The organism is Paenibacillus durus ATCC 35681, assembly GCF_000993825.1.
Taxonomy (GTDB): domain Bacteria; phylum Bacillota; class Bacilli; order Paenibacillales; family Paenibacillaceae; genus Paenibacillus_AQ; species Paenibacillus_AQ durus_B.
This window is the reverse complement of record NZ_CP011114.1, coordinates 2,454,800-2,480,089: the sequence shown is the minus strand read 5'-3', so window position 1 is coordinate 2,480,089 and position 25,290 is coordinate 2,454,800. Positions and strand designations below refer to the sequence as shown.

21 protein-coding genes are annotated in these 25,290 nt (G+C 53.2%); 19 read left to right on the top strand and 2 right to left on the bottom strand.

Annotation, left to right across the window (positions count from 1 at the left end; genetic code table 11):
• Positions 1-182 precede the first annotated feature (182 nt).
• The 13 genes from mutS to glnA all read left to right on the top strand — a co-directional run bounded on the left by mutS (position 183) and on the right by glnA (position 17,197).
• Positions 183-3,041 (top strand): DNA mismatch repair protein MutS, encoded by a 2,859-nt coding sequence (gene mutS, locus VK70_RS11345; protein WP_046723286.1) that lies wholly within the window; start codon positions 183-185, stop codon positions 3,039-3,041.
• A 28-nt stretch (positions 3,042-3,069) separates the two neighbouring features.
• On the top strand, positions 3,070-5,151 hold the full coding sequence (gene mutL, locus VK70_RS11340; RefSeq protein ID WP_025694959.1) for a DNA mismatch repair endonuclease MutL: 2,082 nt from the start codon (positions 3,070-3,072) through the stop codon (positions 5,149-5,151).
• 54 nt (positions 5,152-5,205) lie between these two features.
• A complete protein-coding gene (locus tag VK70_RS11335; RefSeq protein ID WP_025694960.1) occupies positions 5,206-5,991 on the top strand; it encodes a class I SAM-dependent methyltransferase in 786 nt (261 codons plus the stop codon).
• Positions 5,975-6,955 carry a tRNA (adenosine(37)-N6)-dimethylallyltransferase MiaA gene (miaA, locus tag VK70_RS11330; RefSeq protein ID WP_025694961.1) on the top strand — a complete coding sequence of 327 codons (981 nt, stop codon included), beginning with the start codon at positions 5,975-5,977 and terminating at the stop codon, positions 6,953-6,955. The genes VK70_RS11335 and miaA overlap by 17 nt, the downstream gene beginning before the upstream one ends.
• Positions 6,956-6,974: 19 nt before the next feature.
• A complete protein-coding gene (gene hfq / locus VK70_RS11325) occupies positions 6,975-7,214 on the top strand; it encodes an RNA chaperone Hfq (protein ID WP_025688942.1) in 240 nt (79 codons plus the stop codon).
• Positions 7,215-7,382: 168 nt separating this feature from the next.
• On the top strand, positions 7,383-9,995 hold the full coding sequence (locus VK70_RS11320) for a transglycosylase domain-containing protein (protein WP_082210229.1): 2,613 nt from the start codon (positions 7,383-7,385) through the stop codon (positions 9,993-9,995).
• A gap of 159 nt (positions 9,996-10,154) precedes the next feature.
• The gene (locus VK70_RS11315) at positions 10,155-10,712 is read left to right on the top strand and encodes a ribonuclease FAU-1 family protein (protein WP_025696718.1); all 558 of its coding nucleotides are present in this window, start codon (positions 10,155-10,157) and stop codon (positions 10,710-10,712) included.
• Complete coding sequence (locus VK70_RS11310) at positions 10,713-11,363, top strand: YdcF family protein (protein ID WP_036641252.1); 651 nt, start codon at positions 10,713-10,715, stop codon at positions 11,361-11,363.
• Between the two features lie 96 nt (positions 11,364-11,459).
• Positions 11,460-12,425 carry an AAA family ATPase gene (locus VK70_RS11305; RefSeq protein WP_025696720.1) on the top strand — a complete coding sequence of 322 codons (966 nt, stop codon included), beginning with the start codon at positions 11,460-11,462 and terminating at the stop codon, positions 12,423-12,425.
• A 187-nt stretch (positions 12,426-12,612) separates the two neighbouring features.
• On the top strand, positions 12,613-13,911 hold the full coding sequence (hflX, locus tag VK70_RS11300; RefSeq protein ID WP_025696721.1) for a GTPase HflX: 1,299 nt from the start codon (positions 12,613-12,615) through the stop codon (positions 13,909-13,911).
• A 155-nt stretch (positions 13,912-14,066) separates the two neighbouring features.
• Positions 14,067-15,320, top strand: a complete 1,254-nt coding sequence (locus VK70_RS11295; RefSeq protein ID WP_025696722.1) for a methionine gamma-lyase family protein — start codon at positions 14,067-14,069, stop codon at positions 15,318-15,320.
• A 105-nt stretch (positions 15,321-15,425) separates the two neighbouring features.
• Positions 15,426-15,836, top strand: a complete 411-nt coding sequence (locus VK70_RS11290) for a MerR family transcriptional regulator (protein ID WP_019910684.1) — start codon at positions 15,426-15,428, stop codon at positions 15,834-15,836.
• 32 nt (positions 15,837-15,868) lie between these two features.
• Positions 15,869-17,197, top strand: coding sequence for a type I glutamate--ammonia ligase (gene glnA / locus VK70_RS11285; protein ID WP_025696724.1), 1,329 nt, complete (start codon positions 15,869-15,871; stop codon positions 17,195-17,197).
• A 316-nt stretch (positions 17,198-17,513) separates the two neighbouring features.
• Here glnA and VK70_RS11275 read toward each other — a convergent pair whose 3' ends face one another.
• Both VK70_RS11275 and lexA read right to left on the bottom strand, forming a co-directional pair.
• Entirely contained in the window at positions 17,514-17,852 is a 339-nt protein-coding gene (locus tag VK70_RS11275) for a L,D-transpeptidase (RefSeq protein WP_025696728.1), read from the bottom strand.
• 157 nt (positions 17,853-18,009) lie between these two features.
• The gene (gene lexA, locus VK70_RS11270; protein WP_025696730.1) at positions 18,010-18,636 is read right to left on the bottom strand and encodes a transcriptional repressor LexA; all 627 of its coding nucleotides are present in this window, start codon (positions 18,634-18,636) and stop codon (positions 18,010-18,012) included.
• Positions 18,637-18,815: 179 nt separating this feature from the next.
• On the opposite strand from lexA, the gene yneA reads away from it, so the two are divergent.
• The 6 genes from yneA to metH all read left to right on the top strand — a co-directional run bounded on the left by yneA (position 18,816) and on the right by metH (position 25,262).
• A complete protein-coding gene (yneA, locus tag VK70_RS11265; RefSeq protein WP_025696732.1) occupies positions 18,816-19,232 on the top strand; it encodes a cell division suppressor protein YneA in 417 nt (138 codons plus the stop codon).
• Positions 19,233-19,462: 230 nt separating this feature from the next.
• Entirely contained in the window at positions 19,463-19,672 is a 210-nt protein-coding gene (locus VK70_RS11260; RefSeq protein ID WP_025696734.1) for a DUF896 domain-containing protein, read from the top strand.
• Positions 19,673-19,726: 54 nt separating this feature from the next.
• Complete coding sequence (locus VK70_RS11255; RefSeq protein WP_025696736.1) at positions 19,727-20,251, top strand: hypothetical protein; 525 nt, start codon at positions 19,727-19,729, stop codon at positions 20,249-20,251.
• Between the two features lie 46 nt (positions 20,252-20,297).
• Entirely contained in the window at positions 20,298-21,083 is a 786-nt protein-coding gene (locus VK70_RS11250) for an HAD family hydrolase (protein WP_046723282.1), read from the top strand.
• 241 nt (positions 21,084-21,324) lie between these two features.
• Positions 21,325-21,609 carry a FixH family protein gene (locus VK70_RS11245; RefSeq protein WP_025697974.1) on the top strand — a complete coding sequence of 95 codons (285 nt, stop codon included), beginning with the start codon at positions 21,325-21,327 and terminating at the stop codon, positions 21,607-21,609.
• 215 nt (positions 21,610-21,824) lie between these two features.
• Entirely contained in the window at positions 21,825-25,262 is a 3,438-nt protein-coding gene (metH, locus tag VK70_RS11240; protein ID WP_025697976.1) for a methionine synthase, read from the top strand.
• Positions 25,263-25,290: the final 28 nt, after the last annotated feature.

The window sequence follows — 25,290 nt, the reverse complement described above, 5'->3', positions numbered from 1 at the left end:
CGAACGCTTGGGATTATGATAAGATACTTTGCACGCCGAAATTTCGCTTCGGTAGGCGGCATGACTAAAACTGTAAGAACTGACTACCGTTACACCCCGCTCAGACTGTCTACCCGCTTACGCTTGGCGGAACGGTTTCTGGTATAATAGAGGATAAGCATGATAAGGCCTGGAGGTTTACGATGGCAAAATATACACCGATGATCGAGCAGTATTTGAAAGTGAAGGAAGGGGCAAAGGATGCCTTCCTTTTTTTCCGGCTGGGCGATTTTTACGAAATGTTTTTTGACGATGCCCTGCTGGCTTCCAAGGAACTGGATATTACGCTGACCGGCCGGGAAGGCGGGGGCGATGAGCGCATTCCGATGTGCGGGGTTCCCTACCATTCCGCAGAGGGCTATATTCAGCGTCTTATTGAAAAAGGATACAAAGTCGCGATCTGCGAGCAGCTTGACGACCCCGCGACAACCAAGGGAATGGTCCGCCGGGATATTGTACGGGTTGTCACCCCTGGTACGGTTATGGAAGGTAAAGTGCTCGCCGATAAGAGCAACAATTATTTGGTCTGCGTCACCGAGTGCGCAGGAATGACGGCGCTGGCCGCCTGCGATCTGACGACAGGAGAGCTGTATGTAACCTCTTCGCCTGCGGGGGCGGACACGCTGCGCGGTGAGATCGGCCTGTATGAGCCGGCGGAAATTATCGGGGACGAGACGCTGCTGGACAGTGTCCGGGCAGGTACGATTCCGGGAGACAAGCCGGTTGTCTATACACCCTGGGAGAAGAAGAATGAAGAGCTGGCGCGGAACCAGTTCGGTGAGGCGGCCTGGGCGCGGCTGGAGTCCGAGCGGGCGGAGTGCCTCGCGCTGCTGATTTCTTATCTCAGCGAGACGCAGCGGCGATCCTTGGGACAGCTAAGCCAGATTTCCTCCTATGAGCCGGGGAATTATATGATTTTGGACCCCTTCACGCGGCGTAATCTGGAGCTGACCGAGACCGTGCGGGAACGCTCCAAGAAAGGCTCTCTGCTCTGGCTGCTCGACCGTACAGAGACCTCTATGGGCGCCCGGCTGCTGCGGCGGCGGATCGACAAGCCGCTGCTGCAGCGCTCCAAGGTCGAGCGGCGTCTGGAGGCTGTCGACTATTTGTACAACCAGTACATTGTCCGCGAGGATTTTCGCCTGGCCCTAAAAGAAATTTACGATCTGGAGCGTCTTACCGGACGGGTCGCGTACGGCAGCGCCAACGGCCGTGATCTGAACGCCCTGAAGCTGTCGCTGGCGCAGATTCCCGAGCTTAAGGAGCTATGCCTCGCTTCGGGCTCGTCCACGCTGCGGGAAATCGGTGAAGGGATTGACGAGTGCGCCGATCTTCGCGAGGACATTGCACGGGCTATAGTCGACGATCCACCGGTATCCGTACGCGACGGCGGGCTGATTCGGCCCGGCTACCATGCCCGGCTGGACGAGCTTAGAGAGGCAAGCAGCAGCGGCAAGCGCTGGATAGCCGAGCTTGAGGCGAAGGAGCGCCTGGCAACGGGAATCAAGTCGCTGAAGATCGGATTCAACAAGGTGTTCGGCTATTATATAGAAATTACCCGTTCCAATCTGGCGTCCCTGCCGGAGGGACGGTATGAGCGCAAGCAGACGCTCGCCAATGCGGAGCGCTTCGTAACTCCCGAATTGAAAGAGAAGGAAGCCCTGATTCTGGAAGCGCAGGACAAAATGACCGATCTTGAGTACAGCTTATTCAGCGAACTGCGCGAACGGTTAAGCTCGCAGATTCCCAGACTGCAAAGTTTGGCGGAGAAAGTGGCCGAAATCGACGTGTACCAAGGTCTTGCAGCGGTCAGCGCGGAGCAGCGTTTCGTCAAGCCGACGCTGACCGAAGGTTATGATTTGAAGATTGAAGGCGGCCGCCATCCTGTCGTTGAAGCGGTGCTGAAGGATGCTTCTTTTATCGCCAACGGCAGCAGTCTCACGCAGGACGAGGGCAGAATTTTGCTGATTACGGGTCCGAATATGGCGGGAAAAAGCACCTATATGCGCCAGGTGGCTCTGATCTGCATTATGGCGCAGGTGGGATGCTTCGTTCCGGCAGATAGGGCGGAAATCCCGGTCATCGACCGGATTTTCACACGAATTGGAGCGGCCGATGATCTCATTGGCGGTCAAAGCACCTTTATGGTCGAGATGGCTGATATCCAGCTCATGACCGACAAAGCGACGCCGCGCAGCCTGATTATTATTGATGAGCTGGGCCGGGGGACCTCGACAAGCGAGGGAATGGCCATAGCCCAGGCGGTTATCGAATATGTGCATCACCATATCGGCTGCAAGGCGCTGGTATCGACGCATTTTCACGAGCTGGCGCATCTGGAGGACAGCCTGAACGGTCTTCGCAATTATTCCATGGCGGTGCAGGAGAGCGGAGATAAAGTGACTTTCCTGCGCAAGCTGATTGCTGGCGCTGCGGACAGCAGCTACGGCATCTACTGCGCGCGTCTTGCCGGGCTGCCCGGCAGCATCATCGACCGCGCTTACGGACTGCTGCAGCATATCGAGCATTCTTCTTCAGCTAATGCTCCTGCGGAATCTGTATCACTGTCCGGGGATCACGGCGGCGGTCTGGCATCTGCGGGTTCCAATCTCACAGGCAACAGCAAAAATGTTAGTACGGCCGAAGCTGCACTTGAGACCGTCCTTGAAACGGCTGCCGAATCCAGTACATACCCCGCAGCCGGCTCCGCTACTAACATTTCATCCCATGCGGAAGGAAGCCTGGGCGCTTCCGAGGCCGCCCGCCGGGAGACGGCGGTGCATTTAGCGGACCGCGTGGAAGAAGAAGGCGGCGTAGTGCAGCTCTCCATCTTCGGCGATGACGAGCCTCGGCGCGGCCCCAAGGCGGCAGCAAGCCAGCAAGGCCATTTGGTAGCCGACGATATTATAGCTGCGGTCAGCGGAGCGGATCTGATGAATATGACGCCACTCCAGGCCATGCAATTGCTGAACGATTTGAAAATGAAGCTCAAAAAGAAATAGAGGGAAACCGAATCGGAGGTGAACGTAAATGGCCAAAATCCATGTGCTGGACGAGCATATCGCCAACCAGATTGCCGCCGGGGAGGTCGTGGAGCGGCCGGCTTCAGTGGTGAAAGAGCTTGTGGAGAACGCCATTGACGCGGGCAGCACCCGGATCGAAGTCGCTGTGGAGGAAGGCGGGCTGCAGAGCATCCGGGTCAAGGATAACGGATCGGGTATTGAAGCGGAGGATTGCGAGACCGCCTTTTACCGCCATGCAACGAGCAAAATTGCGAACGGCCGGGATTTGTTTCAGATTACCAGTCTCGGTTTCCGGGGCGAGGCGCTGCCCAGTATCGCCGCCGTGGCTAAAGTTTCCTTGCTGACTGCGAGCTCTGACGACGGCAGGGGGCGGCTGCTTGAGATCGAGGGCGGCAAACTGACGGTGAATGAAGATGCCGCCCGCAGCCGGGGGACAGAGATGAATGTCAGGGAGCTATTCTACAACACCCCGGCAAGGCTGAAATACATGAAGAGCATCCAGACCGAACTGGGCCACATCTCCGACGCCATGTACAGGATGGCGCTCGCCCATCCAGGGATTTCATTTACACTGCATCATAACGGCAACCAACTGCTGCATACGCTGGGGAACGGCGATCTGCTTCAAGTCATTGCCGCCGTTTACGGCACTTCGGCAGCGAAAGCCATGCTGCCCGTACAGGCGGAAGATCCGGACTACCGGATTTCAGGGCTTGTCAGCCGCCCGGAATGGACGCGGTCCAACCGTAACGCGGTCACAACGATTGTGGGCGGCCGTTATATTCGCAGTAGCGGCCTGAATGCGGCCATTATGCGCGCGTATCACACGCTGCTGCCGATTAACCGCTATCCGCTGCTTGTACTAAAGCTGGATATGCATCCTTCGCTGGTGGACGTTAACGTGCACCCGGCGAAATTGGAGGTGCGGTTCAGCAAGGAGACCGAGCTGTATCAGTTCGTGGAGCAGGAAATCCGCAAGGTTCTGCTCGGTGAGAATTTAATTCCGCGCCCCGGCAGAGAACCAATTGGACCTAAGGGCAGCACTTCATTCATTCAGGGGCAATTTGCCTTTCCGAAGGCTGCGCCGAATTCAGCGGCTGCGGGCGGAGTGCCGAAGACAAGCCCGGAACAACTTGGGTTTACAGCAAAATCGGGAGCGGGCGAAACACCGGGTATCCGGGAAGGCCAGATGGTTCCTGAAAGCGGTCAGGGACAAGGGGGCGCCTCGCGCGGCCAAAGTCCAAATTCCGGCCTTTCGGCAGGCGCGGCTGATGCGGCCTCCTTCCCGTCTGCTCCCTATGAAGCTGACGCTTCCTCCATGACGCGCGGGGGAGCCCGGGATGCCGTTTATCCGGACCGTCCGGCTTCCCCGTCCCAGCTGCGCGACGGAGCCCCATACGGTGGAGGATACCGCTCCGATTCCAGGACAGCTTCACGCCCGGCTCAGGCTTTGCCTGGAACCGAAGAGCTGTGGGCTCCTGCCGGGAGCGGGAATACAGGCCTGCCGCCATTTCCCGAGCTGACTTATATCGGTCAGCATCACGGCACTTACATTATCGCCCAGAACGATGAAGGGCTGTATTTGATCGACCAGCACGCGGCTCACGAGCGCATCAATTACGAATTCTATTACGAGAAGTTCGGCCGCCCGGCGGAAGCTTCACAGGAGCTGCTGCTGCCGATTACGCTGGAGTTTACTCCGGCGGAGAGCAAGCTGCTTGCCGAGCGCCTGCAGTGGTTCGAGCAGGCCGGCGTCTACTTGGAGCCTTTCGGCGGCCAGACGTTTCTGGTGCGTTCGCATCCCTACTGGTTCCCGAAAGGGGATGAGAAAGAGATTATTGAGGAAATGGCGGAATGGGTGCTGGGCGAAAAGAGCATCGACCTCGCCAAGCTGCGGGAAGCATCATCCATTCTATGCTCCTGCAAAGCATCGATCAAGGCGAATCAGAAGCTGACGGAGCAGGAAGTGGAGAGCCTGCTTTCCCGATTGTCGGCCTGCCGGCAGCCTTATACCTGCCCGCATGGAAGACCGATTGTTATTTCTTTTTCGGCATATGATCTGGAGAAGCTTTTCAAAAGAGTAATGTGATAAATAGTGAATGACATTAAATATTATTACGAAGATTAAGTATACGGAGGCACCATGATTATAACTACGGGCGATCGCCCGCTAACCGAGGTTGCCGCGCGTGCCGAGAGGCTGGCGGAACGCCTCGGTGTTCCCTATGTACAGCGCGGCAGCCTATCCATGAATAAACTTTTCTCGCATTATGGCGGAGACGAGGTTCTCGTTGTGCTGCTGGAGGGAGTAAGACTGCTGCGGCCGGACCGTCCGCAGCTTCAGTTTCATCCCAGCATGGGATTTGTACGCGCCAAGCGGGTATTGAAGGGTGAAGGCGACCCGATGCTGGAATCGGCGGGAATGGCTCCGGGCGACAGTGTGCTGGACTGCACGGCGGGACTGGGCTCCGACGCTCTGCTGTTCGCGGTGCGCGGAGGAGAACGGTCTCGCGTTACCGCGCTGGAGAGTTCCCTGCCGCTCTACGCTCTGCTGGCGGAAGGGATGGCTAATTACACTTCCGGAATAGAGGAAGTGGACGCTGCGCTGCGCCGGATCAATGTTGTTCACAGCGACCATCAGAGCTACCTGGCGAGCCTCCCGGACGGCAGCGTGGACATCGTCTATTTCGATCCGATGTTCCGTGAGCCTCTTGAGGATTCGGCGGCAATTTCTCCGCTTCGCGCATACGCCAACAGCGCTTCGCTGTCCCGGGAAAGCGTGCTTGCAGCGGTTCGGGTCGCACGCAAAGCCGTGGTGCTGAAAGAGAAAAGAGGCAGCGGCGAGTTCAGCCGGCTCGGGTTCGAAGAATTGCTTCGCCCGGGGGCCAAAACATCGTACGGGGTGATCCGAATTGACCAAAGAAGCTAAACCGAAGGTGCTGGTGCTGCTTGGACCCACCGCTGTCGGCAAGACACGACTCAGCCTTACGATCGCCAAAGCATTCAACGCGGAAATTATATCCGGCGATTCGATGCAGGTATACCGCAGCATGGATATCGGAACGGCCAAGATCAAGTCGTCTGAAATGGAGGGCATTCCCCATCATCTGATCGATATTCACGATCCGCTCGAGCCTTACTCGGTCGCTGAATTTCAGAATGAGGGCCGCAGGCTGATCCGCGAGATTTCCGCCAAGGGCAAGCTGCCGTTCATTGTGGGGGGCACGGGCCTTTATATTGAATCTCTCTGCTACGGCTTTCGCTTCTCTGAGGCGGTCGCTGACGAGGTCTTCCGCGCGGAAATGGACTGGTTTGCGGAGGAGCATGGCGCGCTGGCCCTCCACGCGAAATTAGCCGAAGTGGACCCGGCCAGCGCCGCCCGGCTGCATCCGAATGACCGGCGGAGAATTATCCGCGCGCTCGAGATTTACCGGCAGACCGATACGCCTCTATCCGAGTCTTCGGCGGCCAAGAAACCGGAGTCACCGTATGACCTTTGCCTCATCGGTTTGACAATGGACAGGCAAATACTATATAAACGTATTGAAGAGCGAATCGACGAAATGCTGGCGGAAGGGCTGGTCGAAGAGGTTAGGGGTCTGATGGGTCGGGGCTGCGGCAGGAACCTCATTTCCATGCAAGGGCTCGGCTACAAGGAGATCGCCGCTTATCTTGAGGGAGAGATGACACTGGAAGAATCGGTGGTGCTTCTTAAGCGGGATACGCGCCGTTTCGCCAAAAGACAACTGTCATGGTTTCGCCATATGAAGGATATTCAGTGGATCGATGTTACGAGCAGCGGAAACTTTTCTGAGAATTTCTCGAAAATACATGCTATAATAGCAGGAAAGTTTCTTTCAGGTCTTGAATATACTTCTGAACAATCTAATTGAGCCATTGGGGGTACGGCATATGAACAAGTCCATTAACATCCAAGATACGTTCTTGAACCAACTTCGCAAAGAAAATATCCCTGCTACAGTATATTTAACCAACGGCTTTCAAATCCGGGGAATCATTAAAGCCTTTGACAATTTCACGATCGTGATCGACAGCGACGGACGCCAGCAAATGGTGTACAAGCATGCGATCTCAACATTTACTCCGCAGCGAAGCGTATCCTTGATGCAGGACAACGCTACCGAAGAATAATTTCCGCAGCCGAGGGCTTATGCCAATACGCCAGAATGTGTTCGAAGCGAAACCTTTTTGCTTATGATTCGTTTGAATAGAGGGTGAGAGAGCAACCTGAATAAGGTTGTTCTTTTCATTCCGAGACAAATAAAACTTATGACCTTTTTTAGGGGAGTAGGAGGCAACATGTCGAACGACGAAATACTTCGATCGAACCGTCACAGAAAAGGGGGAGGCGGACAACCGCCCAAGCCGAAAAAGAAGAAAAGGCTGTCCCGTAAGCGAGTCTTTTGGACTCTGTTTTTTACAACGGCTTTAGCCATCTTTTGCGCGCTTGGCGGTTATCTGTTCATCACGATCAACGGAGAGAAGCTGCTTAATGAGAACCAGGGCAAGCTGACGGTCAATCCAACAACCAAGATTTACGACCGGAACGCGAATCTGATGGGTGAACTGTCATTGGAAAAGAGCGAACCCGTCAATAGTGACCAAATTCCAAAGATTATCAAGGAAGCATTTGTCGCGACGGAGGACAGACGGTTTTATGAGCACAGCGGGGTCGATCTGTGGTCGATCGGACGGGCGGCCGTTAAGGACGTTGTGGCCCGCAGCATGGTGGAAGGCGGTAGTACGATTACGCAGCAGCTGGCCAAGAACATCTTTTTGACCCGGGACAAAACGTTCTTCCGCAAAGCAACGGAGATGTCCATCGCGATGGCACTGGAGCGTCATAGGTCAAAGGATGATATCATTACGATGTATCTGAACCGGATCAACTTCGGCGGCACCATCTACGGCATCAAGGCTGCGTCCGAGCACTATTTCGGGCAAAGCGACCTGAGCAAGCTGAAGCTGTGGCAGATCGCGACGCTGGCGGCGATGCCGAAGGGTCCTTCCCGCTACAACCCTCTTCGCAACCCTGAGCTTTCCAAGGAACGCAGAGCGGTAGTGCTTCAACTGATGAATGAACAGGGGTATATTACCCAAGAGGAAATGAACCAGGCGAAGGATATTAATTACAACTATAAACCGCCGGCGAAGCAGCAGAAATATCAGGCTTTTATCGATTATGCGATCGACGAGGCTCAGGACAAATTTGGTCTTTCCGAAGACGATCTCAATATTGGCGGTTACAAAATCTACACGACCATGGACAAAGATGCGCAGCAGACGGTCGAGAATGCTTTTGCCGACGGCGATAATTTTGAAAAAAGCGTCGACAGCGAGCCGGTCCAAGGCTCAATGGTCATTATCAACCAGGAGAACGGCAGTATTGTCGCTCTTCTCGGGGGACGCAATTACGAGAAAAAGGGGTACAGCCGCATTACAAACAGCCGGCGGTCTCCGGGCTCTTCGATTAAGCCGATCGTATCTTATGCTCCGGCGATCGAATCGGGCCAATTCTCGATGAACTCGCAGATCAGCAACGCAAAGCAGTGCTTTGGCGATTATTGTCCGACCAATCTGCATGGTTATTCGTCATCCATCAGCATGACCGAAGCGCTGACGAAATCGGAGAATATCCCCGCCGTATGGCTGCTTAACGAGATCGGGGTGAAAACCGGCTTCAATTTTGCCAAAAAAATGGGCATCGGCCTGCAAGATGACGACAAAAACCTGTCGCTCGCGCTGGGCGGCATGTCCAAAGGCACAAATACGCTGGAGATGGCCCAGGCCTATACCGCGTTCGCCAACGGCGGTGAATTGAGGCAGGCCTATGCGATCAAATCCATTAAGGACAGCACAGGAGAAACCGTCTATAAGGCGAACACGAACGCCGAGCGCGTCATGAAGGAGAGCACCGCTTATCAGATGACCGAGATGATGCAGGAGGTTGTTCAGAGCGGTACCGGTAGAAAAGCGAGAATCGACCGTCCGGTCGCGGGCAAAACCGGAACGAGCCAGAGCGGTTACAGAGGCGTCAGTTCCAACCGCGACGTCTGGTTCGTCGGCTACACACCGGAGCTTACGGCAGCGGTCTGGATGGGATATGACAATCCCGACCGTCAGCATCTGCTTAAGAACAGCAGTCCGCTGGCCGCCGCATTCTGGGGCAAGGTAATGCAGGAGGTCGTGAAGAATTATCCGGAAAAATCATTCCCGAAACCGGATAATGTCGATATTCCCAAACCTTCAGAAGCGCCGGTGGTTCAAAATGGACCGGCCAGCGGGTTAACCGCCCAATATGATTCCTCGACGGGAACCGTCAATCTGGCATGGACGCCTGTCGATACTCCGGGTGCGCAATACCGTGTCTACCGTAAAGAGACTTCGGAAGCAGATTTCAGTCCACTGATCAATACGCTGACGCCTAATGCTGCTGATCTAAGCGCCATGGCCGGTCTTACCTATGAGTACTATGTGAGGGTATATTATCCGGATCAGGGAGTAGAGAGCGGTCCTTCCAATATCGCATCGGTGCTAATAGAGGGGGCTGAACCATCACCGTCGGTCGAACCGTCGCCATCGGTTATTCCTGAGCTGCCAACGGCTACGCCTGAGGGTGGCGGCGACAACGGTACCGGCGCCAGTCCGGCCGAACCGAGTCCGGATAACGGAACTGGCGGGAATGGCAATGGTAACGGAAACGGCAACGGTAATGGTAACGGAAATGGAAATGGCAACGGGAATGGCAATAACGGCGGTAACTCGGACGCTCCGGTGCAGCCGAGCCCTTCGCCGTCACCATCTCTTGCTCCGCCTGCAAGTCCTGCGGACGCAGCCGTACCTGGAGATGGCAGCGATCCGGCTGCGGGCCCAGTAGACGGATCGGTGAACCAAGGAGTTCCGGCGCAATAGCAGGGATTTTGCTTTAATAACGCCGCTCAGGCAGTCTGGACCCTCTGTTAGTGACGGTTGGTCCGGTCTGTCTGAGCTTTTCTTTTTTACAGCCTAAGGTTTTGAGTGCGACTCCTAAATGTGGTAAGCTGAAGACACCATAATGGAGAGGGTTATTATATGAAACGTAAATTCGGAGACCGGGCCAACTGGCGCCGGATTACGCGCCGCGGGTTTGCCTGCCGCTATGTGGAAAGCCGGGAATTCAGCGGATACATCACCCTTTACACGATTTACGGATTGAAGGAGCCGCTCTGGAAAAGCTATGGCCGGCATACATACCGCATTGCGGACAAGGGCTATTCGTGGCTGCAGTATTTTCCAAAAGACAGTCATTATATTGTTACGGCGATGTTCGATGAAAGGCAAAATATTATCCAGTGGTATATAGACACCTGCAAGGTTCAGGGGGTAACGGATCAGGGGGTGCCCTGGTTTGACGATCTGTACCTGGATGTAGTGGTGCTGTGGAACGGAGAAGTGTTCTTGCTCGATGAGGATGAGCTTGAAGAGGCGCTTGAACGGGGAGATATTTCAGACAGCGATTACAATTTAGCCTGGAATACCGCCAGAAGGATACTGAAAAGTATTGACGCGCACGCCTTTCCTTTTTTCACTCTGTCTCTAAAGCATCGCTCCGAATTGTTTCATCATGGGGAATTCAGGAGGAAATTTTAGATGCAAAGGTATGCTCTAGACTCGTTGCCGATTCGCAGCAGTGCGGCGGGCGGACGGAAATGGCGATTTAAGCGGATCATGGTGTTTACAGCTGCCGTTCTGCTGATCGCCGGTATATTATGGAGTACTTATGTGTTGATCATCATCAATCAGGCGGAGACGACCTCCCCAATGAAGAAGGCGGATGTTGGCATTATTCTCGGTATGGCAATGTGGGGCGATGAGCCCAGTCCCGGGCTTAAGGAGCGGCTTGACTACGGGTTGAAGCTGTATAGACAGGGCTTTTTTTCTCGTTTTATTGTTAGCGGCGGGCTTGATAAACCAGGATATCGATATACGGAAGGCCAGGGAATGCGCAATTATTTGATTGCCGGGGGCGTACCGGACAGCGCGATTGCCGTGGAGAACAAAGCGACGTCAACCTACGAGAACCTCCTGTTCAGCCAGGAAATCATGCAGCGGGAGAATTGGTCAACGGCAGTGGTTATCACCCATACCTTTCATGGCCGCAGAGCGCTTGAGGTTGCAGAATCGCTTGGGTATTTGAGGCCTGAGCTCGGACTTACCGATTCGGAGACGATGTCGATGGCTAAGTATAAGACGAGGGAGATATTGGCCTACACGAAATGGAAGCTTCTACAGATGTTTTGAGCTTGTTTAAGGGAAAATGCCGAATCTGCTAATAACGCCTGAACCTTGGGAATAGACTTGAGTAGAACACTCAGCCCTAAGTAATGAGGTGAACCCATGAACATACGCAGCGCTGCTTCAAGCGGGCGGGATGAAGGCAGACCATCGCGGCAAATCAACATCGTATTGCGTAATCACGAAACACCGGCTGTGAGCGGAACATCGGCGATCAGCGAATCGGCGTCTCCCAAAAGCAATGCCCAAATCGGTCTTTTCCAGGAGATCGGGGGAGAATTGGACGCGCTGGTAGGTCTGGACAATATTAAGGAGCTTGTATTCGAGATATACGCACTGCTTCAGGTTGCGCAAATGCGCAGTGAAGTGGGTCTGGCAAGCGGCGGCCAGGCTTATCACATGGTGTTTAAAGGGAACCCGGGTACCGGCAAGACGACGGTGGCGCGTATAGTCGCGAAATTGTTTCAGCGTATGGGTGTGTTGACCAAAGGACATCTTATCGAGGTGGAGCGGGCCGATCTTGTAGGCGAGTATATCGGGCATACCGCGCAGAAGACCCGGGATCTCGTCAAAAAAGCGCTTGGCGGCATTCTGTTCATCGACGAGGCGTACAGCCTGGCTCGCGGCGGCGACAAGGATTTCGGCAAGGAAGCGATCGATACGCTTGTCAAATCGATGGAAGATCACCGCAGTCAGTTCGTGCTTATTCTGGCGGGATATTCCAGCGAGATCGATTATTTTCTCATGAGCAATCCGGGGCTGCCTTCGCGCTTTCCGATCCAGGTCGAGTTCCCGGATTATACGATCGACCAGCTTCTGCAAATCGCCGAGCTGATGGCGAAGGAGCGTGATTACATTTTGATGCCGCAGGCGATACTCAAGTTAAAGCAGCATTTGATGGTGGAGAAAGAGGATAGCCCGCATGCCTTCAGCAATGCGCGCTATGTGCGCAACGCGATCGAAAAAGCGGTACGCAGTCAGGCCGTAAGGCTGCTCAATCAGTATGAACATAATAGTCCGGGCAAGCAGGAGCTGATGACCCTGCGAACCGAGGATTTCAAACTGTAAATCGGGCCGTAGGAAACGAATCAGCTAAGAAGAAACGGCTGCGCCGTCCTAAAAGGGAATTGTGCGCTTTCTAAGTGCGCGATACTAGTATCGTTATAAGGGCAGCCGTTTCTCGTAAAAATATAAGGACTTTGGTAGAGATACGCTTAGGCACATAAGTTCTTATATTCCGCAAAAGGAGATGCATATGGCGATTATGACGCATGAGACAAATACAGAAATACAGGACCGGGCGATTCTGGTAAGCCTTGTGACCGATGAGGTCAAACGGACCGGAATTGATCCCGAATATTCACTTCAGGAGCTGGTTCAGCTGGCGGAAACCGCCGGGGTTGAAGTGCTTGAAGTGCTGCGCCAGAATAAGGAAACGCCGGATTCAAAATGGTTCATCGGCAAAGGCAAGGTCGAGGAGCTTCGGATGGCTGCGGATGGGCTAGGCGCCAATACGGCGATTTTCGATCAGGAGCTGTCGGGCGCTCAGGTACGTAATTTGGAGGAAGCTCTAGACCTGAAGATCATTGACCGCACGCAGCTCATTCTGGACATCTTTGCCGGCCGGGCGAAGACCCGGGAGGGGATTATCCAAGTGGAACTGGCCCAGCTGTCTTACCTGCTGCCGCGCCTGTCGGGGCATGGCAAGAATCTGTCCCGGCTGGGCGGCGGCATCGGCACAAGAGGACCCGGGGAGAGCAAGCTGGAGACGGACCGCCGGCATATCCGGGACCGGATCGGCGAGCTTAAGCGCCAGCTTGATGAAGTGGTGAAGACGCGGAGTCTTCACCGCGAGCGGCGGCGCAAGAGCGGAGTGGTGCAGGTGGCTCTTGTTGGCTATACGAATGCCGGCAAGTCCACACTGCTTAAGCAGCTGACCGATGCGGACGTTTACATCGAGAACCAGCTGTTCGCTACGCTGGACCCGACATCCAGGCTGCTTGAACTTCCTGGCGGCAAGAGTGTCGTGCTGACAGACACTGTTGGTTTTATCCAGAATCTTCCGCATGATCTCGTTGCCTCGTTCCGGGCGACGCTTGAAGAGGTTAACGAGGCCAATTTGGTGCTGCACGTAGTCGATGCCTCTTCCCCGATGCGGGAAGATCAGATGGAGGTTGTGGAGTCCATTTTGGAGGACCTTGGAGCGGCTGAGAAGCCGAAGATTGTTCTGTTCAACAAGAGCGATCTTTGTCGGCCCGAACAACTTGAGATGCTGCCAGGAGGCCCGGGCTTTATGAAGGTCAGTGCCTTTAATCCGGAGGATCTAGCCCGGATTGCAGACACCATTCAGAATGAGCTGGCCGGAGATACGCTCAGTTTCCGGATTCCGTCCAGCCGGGGCGATTTGACTTCCCTCCTGTATAGAGTGGGGGATGTGTTGGATCAGTCTTTCGAGGAGAACGATATCCTATACTGCGTGCGGGTGAACAAGGACGATTATGAAAAATGGGGATATTTGCTGACCGATTTCGTGGATCAGGCAGGCCGAGATTAATAGCAGCAAATTTGAACAGCGCTATAACTCAGTAAATCTCCAGGGATATTATTATTTAATTCAAAATGGCATCCTATTTTACAGATATAAGCGACAGCCTTCTGCCGTTTACTGTTATGATTATGGGAAGTGTATGTAAGGAGAGACAGACGCAAATGGCAGTATTTGCAGAAGATATTTTACAAGCGGCGGAAGCAGCGGAAGCAGAGATTCAGGAAGCGGTCAGAACTCTTGACCGGATTGTGGATCTTAACCAGTGGAAAGTAATCGAAGCTTTTCAAAGGCACCAAGTCAGCGACTTCCACTTTGCCGGCTCAACGGGCTACGCCTATAATGACAGAGGCCGGGAGGTGCTGGATCTGGTATATGCGGATGTATTCGGTGCGGAAGCGGCGCTTGTGCGGCCTCATTTCGCTTCGGGAACGCATACGATCTCCACAGCGCTGTTCGGCGTGCTCCGGCCGGGGGACGAACTGCTGTACATTACCGGGCGGCCTTACGATACTTTGCATAAGGTGATCGGCAAGCCGGGCGACGGGACAGGCTCTTTGGCGGATTTCGGCATAACCTACCGGGAAGCGGCGCTCACCGAAGAGGGAGAAGTTGACTGGGCGGAGGTTGAACGTGCTTTGACGCCCGCGACGAAGGTAATCGGGATCCAGCGGTCCCGTGGCTATGACTGGCGCTCTTCTTTTACGGTGCAACAGATCGGGGAGATGACGGCCAAGGTTAAAGAAATGGCGCCGGGCGCTGTCGTCTTCGTTGATAACTGCTACGGGGAATTTACCGAGGAAATGGAGCCATCCCAGGTCGGCGTCGATCTGATGGCAGGCTCCCTAATCAAAAACCCCGGAGGCGGGATCGCCGAGACCGGAGGGTATATATGCGGCAGAAGAGATCTGGTGGAACTGGCGGCTTACCGGCTTACGGCGCCGGGCATCGGCGGGGAAGTCGGGGCGATGCTGGGGACGACACGGGGGCTTTATCAGGGGCTGTTCATGGCTCCTCATACGGTCGGACAAGCCTTAAAAGGAAGCATTTTCGCTGCCGCCGTGTTTGAACGCTGCGGGTTTCGCACCAAGCCTGCATGGCAGGAGCAGCGGACCGATCTTATACAGGCTATTTCTTTTGACGGACCCGAGCATTTGATCGCCTTCGTCCAGGGAATTCAGCGGGCCGCTGCCGTAGACAGCCATGCTGTTCCTGAGCCTTGGGACATGCCTGGCTACGAGCATCCGGTCATTATGGCGGCGGGAACTTTTATTCAGGGAGGCAGCCTGGAGTTGTCTGCAGACGCTCCAATTCGGGCTCCATACATCGGATACATGCAGGGAGGATTGACCTATTCGCATGTCAAATATGGTGTGCTGATGGCGCTGCAGAGTATGCGGGATCGCAATTTACTGTAAGAAGAAGCCAAAAATGTTGTGAGTATATCTCACATGTCATTGACACGTCATAGCCGAAAATGTACAATGAGATGAGAAAAAGATCATTGGAAGGTTGGATGAGTCATGGGTGATGAAATCCGCAGAAATATGGCGTTATTTCCTATTGGAATTGTAATGAAACTTACCGATTTGTCCGCACGGCAAATCCGCTATTATGAACAGCATAGTTTGATTGTTCCGGCGCGCACCTCGGGCAACCAGCGATTATTCTCTTTTAACGATGTAGAGCGTTTGTTGGAAATTAAGGCTTTGATTGAAAAAGGAGTTAATATTGCCGGTATCAAGCAGGTGATGAACCCGGTATCGAAGGAATCCGAAGAAGCTACCGTCATTACCCCCGACACGGAAGTCCGGCGGCGCGAGCTGTCCGATTCCCAACTCCACCGGCTGCTTAAGCAGGAGTTGGTTTCCGGGAAAAGACCGGGACAAGTATCTCTCATTCAAGGTGAGTTATCCCGGTTTTTCAATAAATAACACATACAGAAGCGCGAAAGGGAGAGGGTATAGTGAGCTTTACTAAAGAAGATATTTTGCGCATTGCCAAGGAAGAGAATGTCCGGTTCATTCGTCTCCAGTTTACCGATTTGCTTGGTACGGTTAAGAATGTGGAAATTCCCGTCAGCCAATTGGAGAAGGCGTTGGACAACAAAATGATGTTTGATGGCTCTTCCATCGAAGGCTATGTCCGCATCGAAGAATCCGATATGTATTTATATCCTGATCTCGACACTTGGGTAATCTTTCCATGGGTGGCCGAAGACCGCGTTGCCCGTCTTATTTGTGATGTCTATATGCCGGACGGAACTCCGTTTGCCGGAGATCCCCGCGGTATTTTGAAACGCTGCCTTAAAGAAGCGAAAGAAATGGGCTTTACTTCCATGAACGTTGGACCGGAACCGGAATTTTTCCTGTTCCAGACCGATGAAAAGGGCAATCCGACGACAGAGCTCAACGATCAAGGCGGCTATTTCGACCTTGCCCCAATGGACCTCGGAGAGAACTGCCGCCGCGAAATCGTATTGACGCTGGAAGAAATGGGCTTCGAAATCGAAGCTTCACACCATGAGGTCGCGTATGGACAGCATGAGATCGACTTTAAGTATGCCGATGCGATCAAGGCGGCCGACCAAATCCAGACGTTCAAGCTGGTAGTGAAGACGGTTGCCCGCCAGCATGGGCTGCATGCCACATTTATGCCTAAGCCTATGTTCGGTATGAACGGCTCGGGTATGCACTGCCACCAATCGCTGTTCAAAGGCAGCGAGAATACCTTCTATGATGAAAAAGATGAGCTTGGTCTCAGCGATACTGCGCGCAGCTACATGGCAGGCTTGCTGAAGCATGCGCGGGCGCTTGCGGCAATCACGAACCCTACGGTGAACTCGTACAAGCGCCTGGTTCCCGGATATGAAGCCCCTTGCTATGTTGCCTGGTCAGCAAGCAACCGCAGCCCGATGATCCGTATCCCGGCTTCCAGAGGACTCAGCACACGCATTGAAGTCCGGAACCCGGACCCGGCGGCCAACCCTTACCTCGCGTTGGCGGTTATGCTGAAGGCGGGTCTGGACGGCATTAAGCGGCAGCTTGATCTTCCTGCTCCTATTGACCGCAACATCTACATTATGTCCGAAGAAGAGCGGATCGAGGAGGGCATCCCGAGTCTGCCGGCGGATCTTAAGGAAGCACTGGGTGAACTGATCCGTAACTCCGTAGTCACCGACGCTCTTGGCGAGCATGCCCTGGCGCACTTCTATGAGCTAAAGGAAATAGAATGGGATATCTACCGTACCCAAGTACACGATTGGGAAAGAAACCAATACCTTACGCTTTATTAAAAGACGAACCCCTCGGTGCTGTGAGCGCCGAGGGGTTCTCTATTTTTGGAGGAAAGATATGCAATGTGGTGGAAACTCCAAAGGTTGATAGACGATGAACTTCACATGGCTTACGCTTATGGTTGAGAGTGTCATATACTGGACGGTCAGATTGAATATAGCAAGCTTGAAGTTCGCGAGCGGAGACATGGACAGTGGAGTTAATCGGCTGTATCCTCATGTCTGTCGAGCCATTTTTATAGAAAATGCCCCAGAAGAGGACTTTATAGTTATTGGGTAGGTCAGACTATAACGCAGGAAACTATAAGAATCCTCACTATTGGCGAATCGTAACCCTTGTACCCAGCGGAACCATCCGGGCCAGCTCAAGAACGTCGGCGTTGTACATTCGGATACAACCGTGTGAGACTTCATGGCCGATAGACGCGGGATTATTGGTTCCGTGAATGCCGTAATGGGGCTTGGAAAGCCCCATCCAGAATGCGCCGAACGGTCCGCCTGGATTGGCTTGCTTATTAACGATAGTATATTCTCCCTGGGGTGTCTGGGTCAGCATTTTGCCGATTCCTACAGGGAAGCCACGAATGACTGTATCGTTATCCAGAAGATACAGCGTGCGCTCGGATAAATCGACAATGATCCGATAATTTGGCATATGATTAGCACTCCTTTACGATACAAAATATGCAGGGAGTGCATATGCCGTTCGAATTTCCTTGAATAGCGTAGTGCGGCGAAATAAGCTTAGCCGTAAAAAATATATACGAAAATAGGCGGCCTCATTTAACTGGCCGCCTTTCAAATGTGTACAGCTACTGGATATCTCTGAACAATCCAATCACCTTACCCAAAATACTCACCCGGTTAAGCCGGAGCGGCTCATAGTCCGGATTCTCAGGCTGCAGGCGAATATGATCGCGTTCCTTATAGAAGGTCTTGACGGTAGCTTCGTCATCTTCGGTCATAGCGACCACAATATCGCCGTTATCGGCGGTCTGCTGCTGGCGGACGATGACATAATCTCCGTTCATAATACCGGCTTCGATCATGCTGTCTCCCATAACGGATAGCATAAAGACCTTGTTATCTCCAACGTAATGGGTGGGAAGGGGGAAATAATCTTCAATATTCTCTGTTGCTGTAATAGGCACACCCGCAGTCACCTTGCCGACAACCGGAACTCGGGCAACGGTCTGCACGAATTGATGGACATTTTCAGAGTCTTCCTGACCCAGCAGCTCAATGGCGCGCGGTTTCGTGGGATCGCGGCGGATAAGTCCTTTCTTCTCCAACCGGTCAAGGTGCCCGTGTACGGTAGAACTGGATGCCAGGCCGACCGCTTCTCCAATTTCCCGGACGGAAGGCGGATACCCTTTGCTGCGAACTTCGTTACGTATAAATTCCAGGATCGCCAGCTGGCGACTCGAAATCTTTGACATCGGAATACACCCCATCTAGTAATGTTTGGGAAAATTATAACATAGAACTTCCGTTCGCACAAACATAAGTTCTAAGAAAATAAAAGGGAACAATCGTTCGAAAAACCTCTTGATCGAAACACATGTTCGTGCTATATTAATTTTGCGAGTAAGAACAAGTGTTTGGAGGCTGATGATAGATGTTGAAATATAGTACATACCGCAGCATTTATAATGAGACACCGGAGGCCGTCTCAACGCGCCGGAGCTCGGTTTCTGACCATACAAACCCATCCGTAAAGAACATTAAAGCGATCATCAAGAAAGCCCGTATCGTATTGAAACAGCAGGATGTTTTTAAGCTGATGATTGTGCTTCTTCTAATTATTTCGGGATTTACCGTGGTAAGCCAGGTATTTGCCAGTTCGGCATCTTCGCCGCAGCAGGAGAAGCGGATTGTAGTGGAGCCCGGCGATACACTCTGGAGTATCGCTCTTAAGAATAAATCTTCCGATATGAGAACTGTCGTATATATTGATGCTATTAAACGACATAATCATTTGAGCGGTTCCGATATTCAGGCTGGAGATATATTGTCCATTCCCGTATACAAATGAGCATTGGCATAATTCCGTTTAGCGCCTTAGAGCAAATTTTGCAAAGTACTGAAATAACAGGCAGAAGGATATTAGGTCTATTGCAGTACAACTGAGCTTTCAGGGGAGCCGCCTTGACAAGCTCTTTTTCTCATGGCAAAGTTAGAATGAATTTAAAGCTGTTCTACCGGTTTCATCAAATTACAGTGACGCTGGTATGAACGATCATGCATTAATTAGGAGGGAACATTTTGAATATAGATGAACTGGTTAATCGCATTAATGAGCTGGCACGCAAACATAAGAGCGTCGGACTTAACGAAGAGGAATTGGCTGAACGCGCCAAGCTTCGGGAGATATACCTTGGCAATGTCCGCCGCAATTTCCGTGCTCAATTGGAGTCGATTGAAATTGTGGATGACAATGGAAATGAACGAGACGGTGGAAGAAACCTTCATTAATCAAGCCGAAGCCGCCTTATCATAGATATTTCAGGAAGACTAGGGGGAAATGAAATGGCCCGTTCTTGGGAAAGAATGGTTCAACGCAACACGCATCAGGTTAACAAGAGAAGAAAAAAAGAGGGTAAGGATTCCATCAATTCTTCATCCAAGGCCGGTCCAACCGACGTATACAAGGGACGCAATATTGTTTTTCCTGTACTGCTTGCGGCACTGGGGGCTTTGTACTGGACCATAGGCCAGTTCGATACGTCTTCAGCCAACCAAAACAGCCTGGTAATGAATTGGATCGGCGTCGTGCTCTATTTTGCACTGGCTGCAATGATTTTCTTTCGGCGCCCTTATTTGAAAGTTGAACGGGCACGGGTCTCTACTTTCAAATTTAACCGCCAAAGGTTCCTTGAGGCAGCTGACATCGAGAAAATCATCATATCCCGCGGCTCCGTTAACATTAAGCCCAAAGCCAAACGGGGGCAATGGATTTTCTCGCGGTTGATCAACCGTTATGACACGGCTGTCATGGGCGAGCGGATGGAGCGTTTTGGTCAGCTAAACCATATTCCTGTAGAGCACAAATAGTATAGAGCAACAATTGCAAAGTTTATTATAGAGAGGGAGTAGTGGAATGCCGATTGCGGCCGTACTGTTTGATTTGGATGATACTCTTTTATGGGATGAGCGAAGTATTGAGGAAGCTTTTGAATACGCCTGCAAAGCGGCGGGCACAGCCGTTGACCCGAAGGAACTGGAAGCCGCGGTTAGACGGGAAGCGAGAAGTCTTTACGAGTCTTATGAGACCTTTCCTTTTACGCAGATGATCGGGATTAATCCATTTGAAGCGCTGTGGGCGAATTTTACAGCCGGAGAACAGGAGCAGTTCCGGAAGCTGGAGCAGCTTGCTCCAAATTACCGGAAGGAATCCTGGCGCCGCGGACTTGCGGCCGTGGGAATAGACGATGAGAGCCTGGCGGAGACACTTGCTGCGCGTTTTGCTGCGGAACGCCGGAGCCGTCCCTACATGTATGAAGAGACCTTGGAGATTCTGGCTGCGCTTCGCGGGAAAGTAAAGCTGCTGCTGCTGACCAACGGCTGCCCGGCTCTTCAGCAGGAGAAGCTGGATGGCGTACCCGAACTGATTCCTTTCTTTGATCATATTGTCATTTCCGGAACATTTGGGAAGGGGAAGCCGGACGTGGCCATTTTCGAGCATGCGCTGAAGCTGCTGGATATCGCACCGGAGCAGGGAATTATGGTCGGGGACAAGCTTACGACTGACATTCGCGGCGGTTTGGCTGCAGGACTTACAACGGTATGGATCAATCGCACCGGCAAACCATCCGACCCGGAAATTATCCCTCATTATGAGATCAAGCATTTATCGGAACTGCTTCCTTTAGCTCAAAGTCTCTAACCTTTAATCGTAATCTCGTTCTTTTCGTGGCCGGTATCCTGCATGACAGGGTATCGGTCTTTTATATGGAGTGCAAAACCGGATGTGTGACAAATATCTCATTTCTATGAGAAAACAGCAAGTCATTGTCTACCAAAGACGGTCAATCCATGTATAATGAGAGAGGCAGACTTAACGTAAGCATAACGCAAGATGTAATCGACATCCCGTACGATACAGAGGCTATTCGGGAGGGATAAGGATGCATATGCTAAGACCATTGGCAAAATGGGTTCTAATGTTCCTGGTGATTGCGGGAGCACTCGCAGGCTGTTCATCCGGGAGAAATAATCATTCCGGCATGAATATGTCCGAGATGTCAATGGAGCCGGTCAAGGTCGAGCTCTCCTGGAGTCCGCCAGAGGTGGCGGTTAATCAAGAAATCACCTTTGAAGCAAGAGTGACTCAAGGCGGTGGGCCAGTGGATGATGCCAAGGAAGTACGGTTTGAAATTATAAATACCGCTGATGAGTCAAAAAAGCTTTAGCTGGCCGGTAAGTCAGTAGGCGAAGGGTATTATACGGCTGAAGGAATGCTGATAGAGGCGGGCAGTTACAGCGTGACCTCGCATGTAACTGCCCGAACGCAGCATTCCATGCCGGTCAAATCCTTGACCGTTAAGCGATAATCGATGGGGGAGACTTTCCGAATTCCCTTTATTCTGCTAAACTTACTCTAATGTTTTACTGGAGGGATTGGAAAGTGGCTAAACCTACACTTGCAGAAGCGCTGGAGCAGCGTATTCTGATTTTAGACGGTGCCATGGGCACCATGATACAACAGGTTCCGCTGACCGGGGAGGATTTTGGCGGAGACGAGCTGGATGGCTGCAACGAGATGCTCGTGCTGACCAGACCCGAGGTTATTCGAAATATTCATGAAACTTACCTGGAAGCCGGCGCCGATCTGATTGAGACGAACACGTTCGGGGCAACCTCGGTTGTCCTTGCGGAGTACGATATTCCGCAAAGAGCGCGCGAAATCAACCTCGCCGCAGCGGCGATCGCCAGGGAAGCTGTCGATAAGTACGATTCCCCGGACCGTCCGCGTTATGTTGTGGGCGCAATGGGGCCAACTACCAAGACGCTGTCCGTTACCGGCGGATTGACATTCAGCGAACTGACGGAAAGCTATGAGGAACAAGCGGTTGCGCTGATCGAAGGCGGCGTGGATGCCCTGCTGCTCGAGACTTCGCAGGATACCTTGAATGTAAAGGCCGGCAGCATCGGTATCCGAAATGCTTTTGAGAAGACCGGAGTCACACTTCCAATTATGATATCAGGCACGATTGAGCCGATGGGCACGACGCTGGCCGGTCAGAATATTGAGGCCTTTTATATTTCATTGGAGCATTTGAAGCCGATCTCCGTCGGACTTAACTGCGCGACCGGGCCGGAATTCATGCGCGACCATATCCGTTCGTTATCCGAGATGGCCAAGGCGGCGGTCAGCTGCTATCCGAATGCCGGTCTGCCGGATGAGAACGGCAACTATCATGAGTCGCCGGAGTCGCTGGCCCGCAAGGTTGCAGCTTTCGCCGAGAAAGGCTGGCTCAATATTGCCGGAGGCTGCTGCGGCACAACGCCGGAGCATATCCGCGCGATGGCTGATTCGCTGGCGGAATACCAGCCGCGTCCTCTGCGCGGAAGCCATTCCCCGGCATTGTCGGGCATCGAGCCGGTGTACATTGAGCAGGATAACCGGCCGTATATGATTGGCGAGCGGACCAACGTGCTTGGCTCACGTAAATTCAAGCGGCTTATCGTCGAAGGCAAGTATGAGGAGGCCTCGGAGATTGCGCGCGCCCAGGTGAAGAGCGGAGCGCAGGTCGTCGATGTTTGCGTACAGGACCCCGACCGTGATGAAGCGGAAGATATGAAACAATTCCTGGAGCTGGTCGTGAAAAAGGTCAAGGTGCCGTTGATGATCGATACGACTGATCCAAAGGTTATTGATCTGGCTCTGCAGTACTGTCAGGGAAAAGCGATTATTAACTCCATTAATCTTGAAGATGGTGAAGAAAAATTCGAGCATGTCACGCCGCTGATTCACAAGTACGGCGCGGCGGTCGTCGTCGGAACCATTGACGAGAGCGGCCAGGCGATCAAGGCGGAGGACAAGCTCGCCGTTGCCAGACGCTCCTACGATCTTCTTGTAAACAAATACGGCTTGGCGCCGGAGGATTTGATATTCGATACGCTGGTATTTCCTGTCGGAACCGGGGACGAACAGTATATCGGCTCCGCCAAGGAGACGATTGATGGTATCCGCTTGATCAAGGAAGCACTGCCAGGCGTTCATACCGTGCTTGGAATCAGCAACGTGTCGTTCGGTCTGCCGGAAGCGGGCCGGGAGGTGCTGAATTCGGTCTTCCTCTACGAATGCACGAAAGCTGGGCTGGATTACGCGATCGTCAATACGGAGAAGGTGGAGCGTTACGCCTCGATTCCTGAGGAAGAGCGCCGCTTGGCCGAAGAACTGATTTACAACACCAACGATGAGACGCTTGCCGACTTTGTCGCCGCTTTCCGGGGCAAGAAGGTCGAGAAGAAAGAGAAGATTTCCAATCTGACGCTGGAAGAGCGCCTTGCTTCCTATGTGGTCGAGGGCAGTAAAGAAGGGCTAATTCCCGATCTTGACGAGGCGCTGAAAAAATACGGATCGCTAGAGATTATTAACGGACCGCTCATGGCCGGAATGTCCGAGGTCGGACGGCTGTTCAACAATAATGAGCTCATCGTGGCGGAGGTGCTGCAAAGCGCTGAAGTAATGAAGGCATCGGTGGCCCATCTGGAGCAGTTCATGGAGAAGAATGAAACCTCGGTCAAGGGCAAGATTTTGCTCGCCACCGTCAAGGGTGATGTGCATGATATCGGCAAAAATCTGGTCGAGATCATCCTTTCAAACAACGGCTACCAAATTATCAACCTGGGTATAAAAGTACCGCCGGAGACGATCATCGAAGCGTACCGCCGGGAAAAAGCCGATGCCATCGGCCTGTCCGGGCTGCTCGTTAAATCGGCGCAGCAGATGGTCCTGACGGCGCAGGATTTACGAACGGCGGGAATCGACGTGCCGATTATGGTCGGCGGCGCGGCTCTGACCCGCAAATTCACCAAGACACGCATCCGTCCGGAATACGACGGACTTGTGCTGTACGCCAAGGATGCCATGGATGGCCTTGATCTTGCCAACAAGCTGATGAATCCGCAGGAACGGGCCAAGCTGGCCGAGGAGATGCGTGAGGAGAACGAGGCCGGAGCGGCCGCTCCTCAGAAACCGGAGCTTCCCCAGCTTACGAGAGCGTTACGCTCGAAAATTTCGCAGGATGCACCGGTCTACATTCCGCCGGACCTGGAGCGGCATGTCCTGCGCAATTACCCGCTCGGACACATCATCCCTTATGTGAACATGCAGATGCTGCTTGGGCATCATTTGGGGCTTAGAGGATCGGTCGAAGCACAGCTGGCCGCAGGCGAGCCCCGGGCAGTCGAATTGAAGGAGACGGTGGACGGGCTGCTGCTTGAAGCGACGGTTAACGGAACGATGCGGCCGCATGCGATGTACCGGTTCTTCCCGGCCCAATCCAGAGGGAACGATATCCTGATCTACGATCCGGAGGACACGGGAAAGGTACTTCACACCTTTACCTTCCCGCGCCAGCAGGTTGAGCCTTATCTCTGCCTGGCTGACTTCTTGAAGTCCGTAGACAGCGGAATTATGGATTATGTCGGTTTCCTGGTCGTCACAGCCGGACAAGGAATTCGTGAACAGTCCGAGGAACTGAAGAATAAGGGCGACTATCTTCGCTCCCATGCGCTGCAGGCGTTGGCGCTTGAGGTTGCGGAAGGGTTGGCCGAACGTGTCCATCACATGATGCGGGATACCTGGGGCTTCCCGGACCCGGCGGATATGACGATGAAGCAAAGACATGGCGCCCGCTATCAGGGCATCCGCGTCTCCTTTGGCTATCCGGCCTGCCCGGATTTGGAGGATCAAGGGCCGCTGTTTAAGCTGATGTCGCCCGAGGATATTGGAGTCCACTTGACGGATGGTTTTATGATGGAGCCTGAGGCGTCCGTGTCCGCGATGGTCTTCGCCCATCCTGAAGCGCAGTATTTTAATGTTGAGAAAGCCTGAGCTTTTGGACAGAATAGCAGTTAAGGGA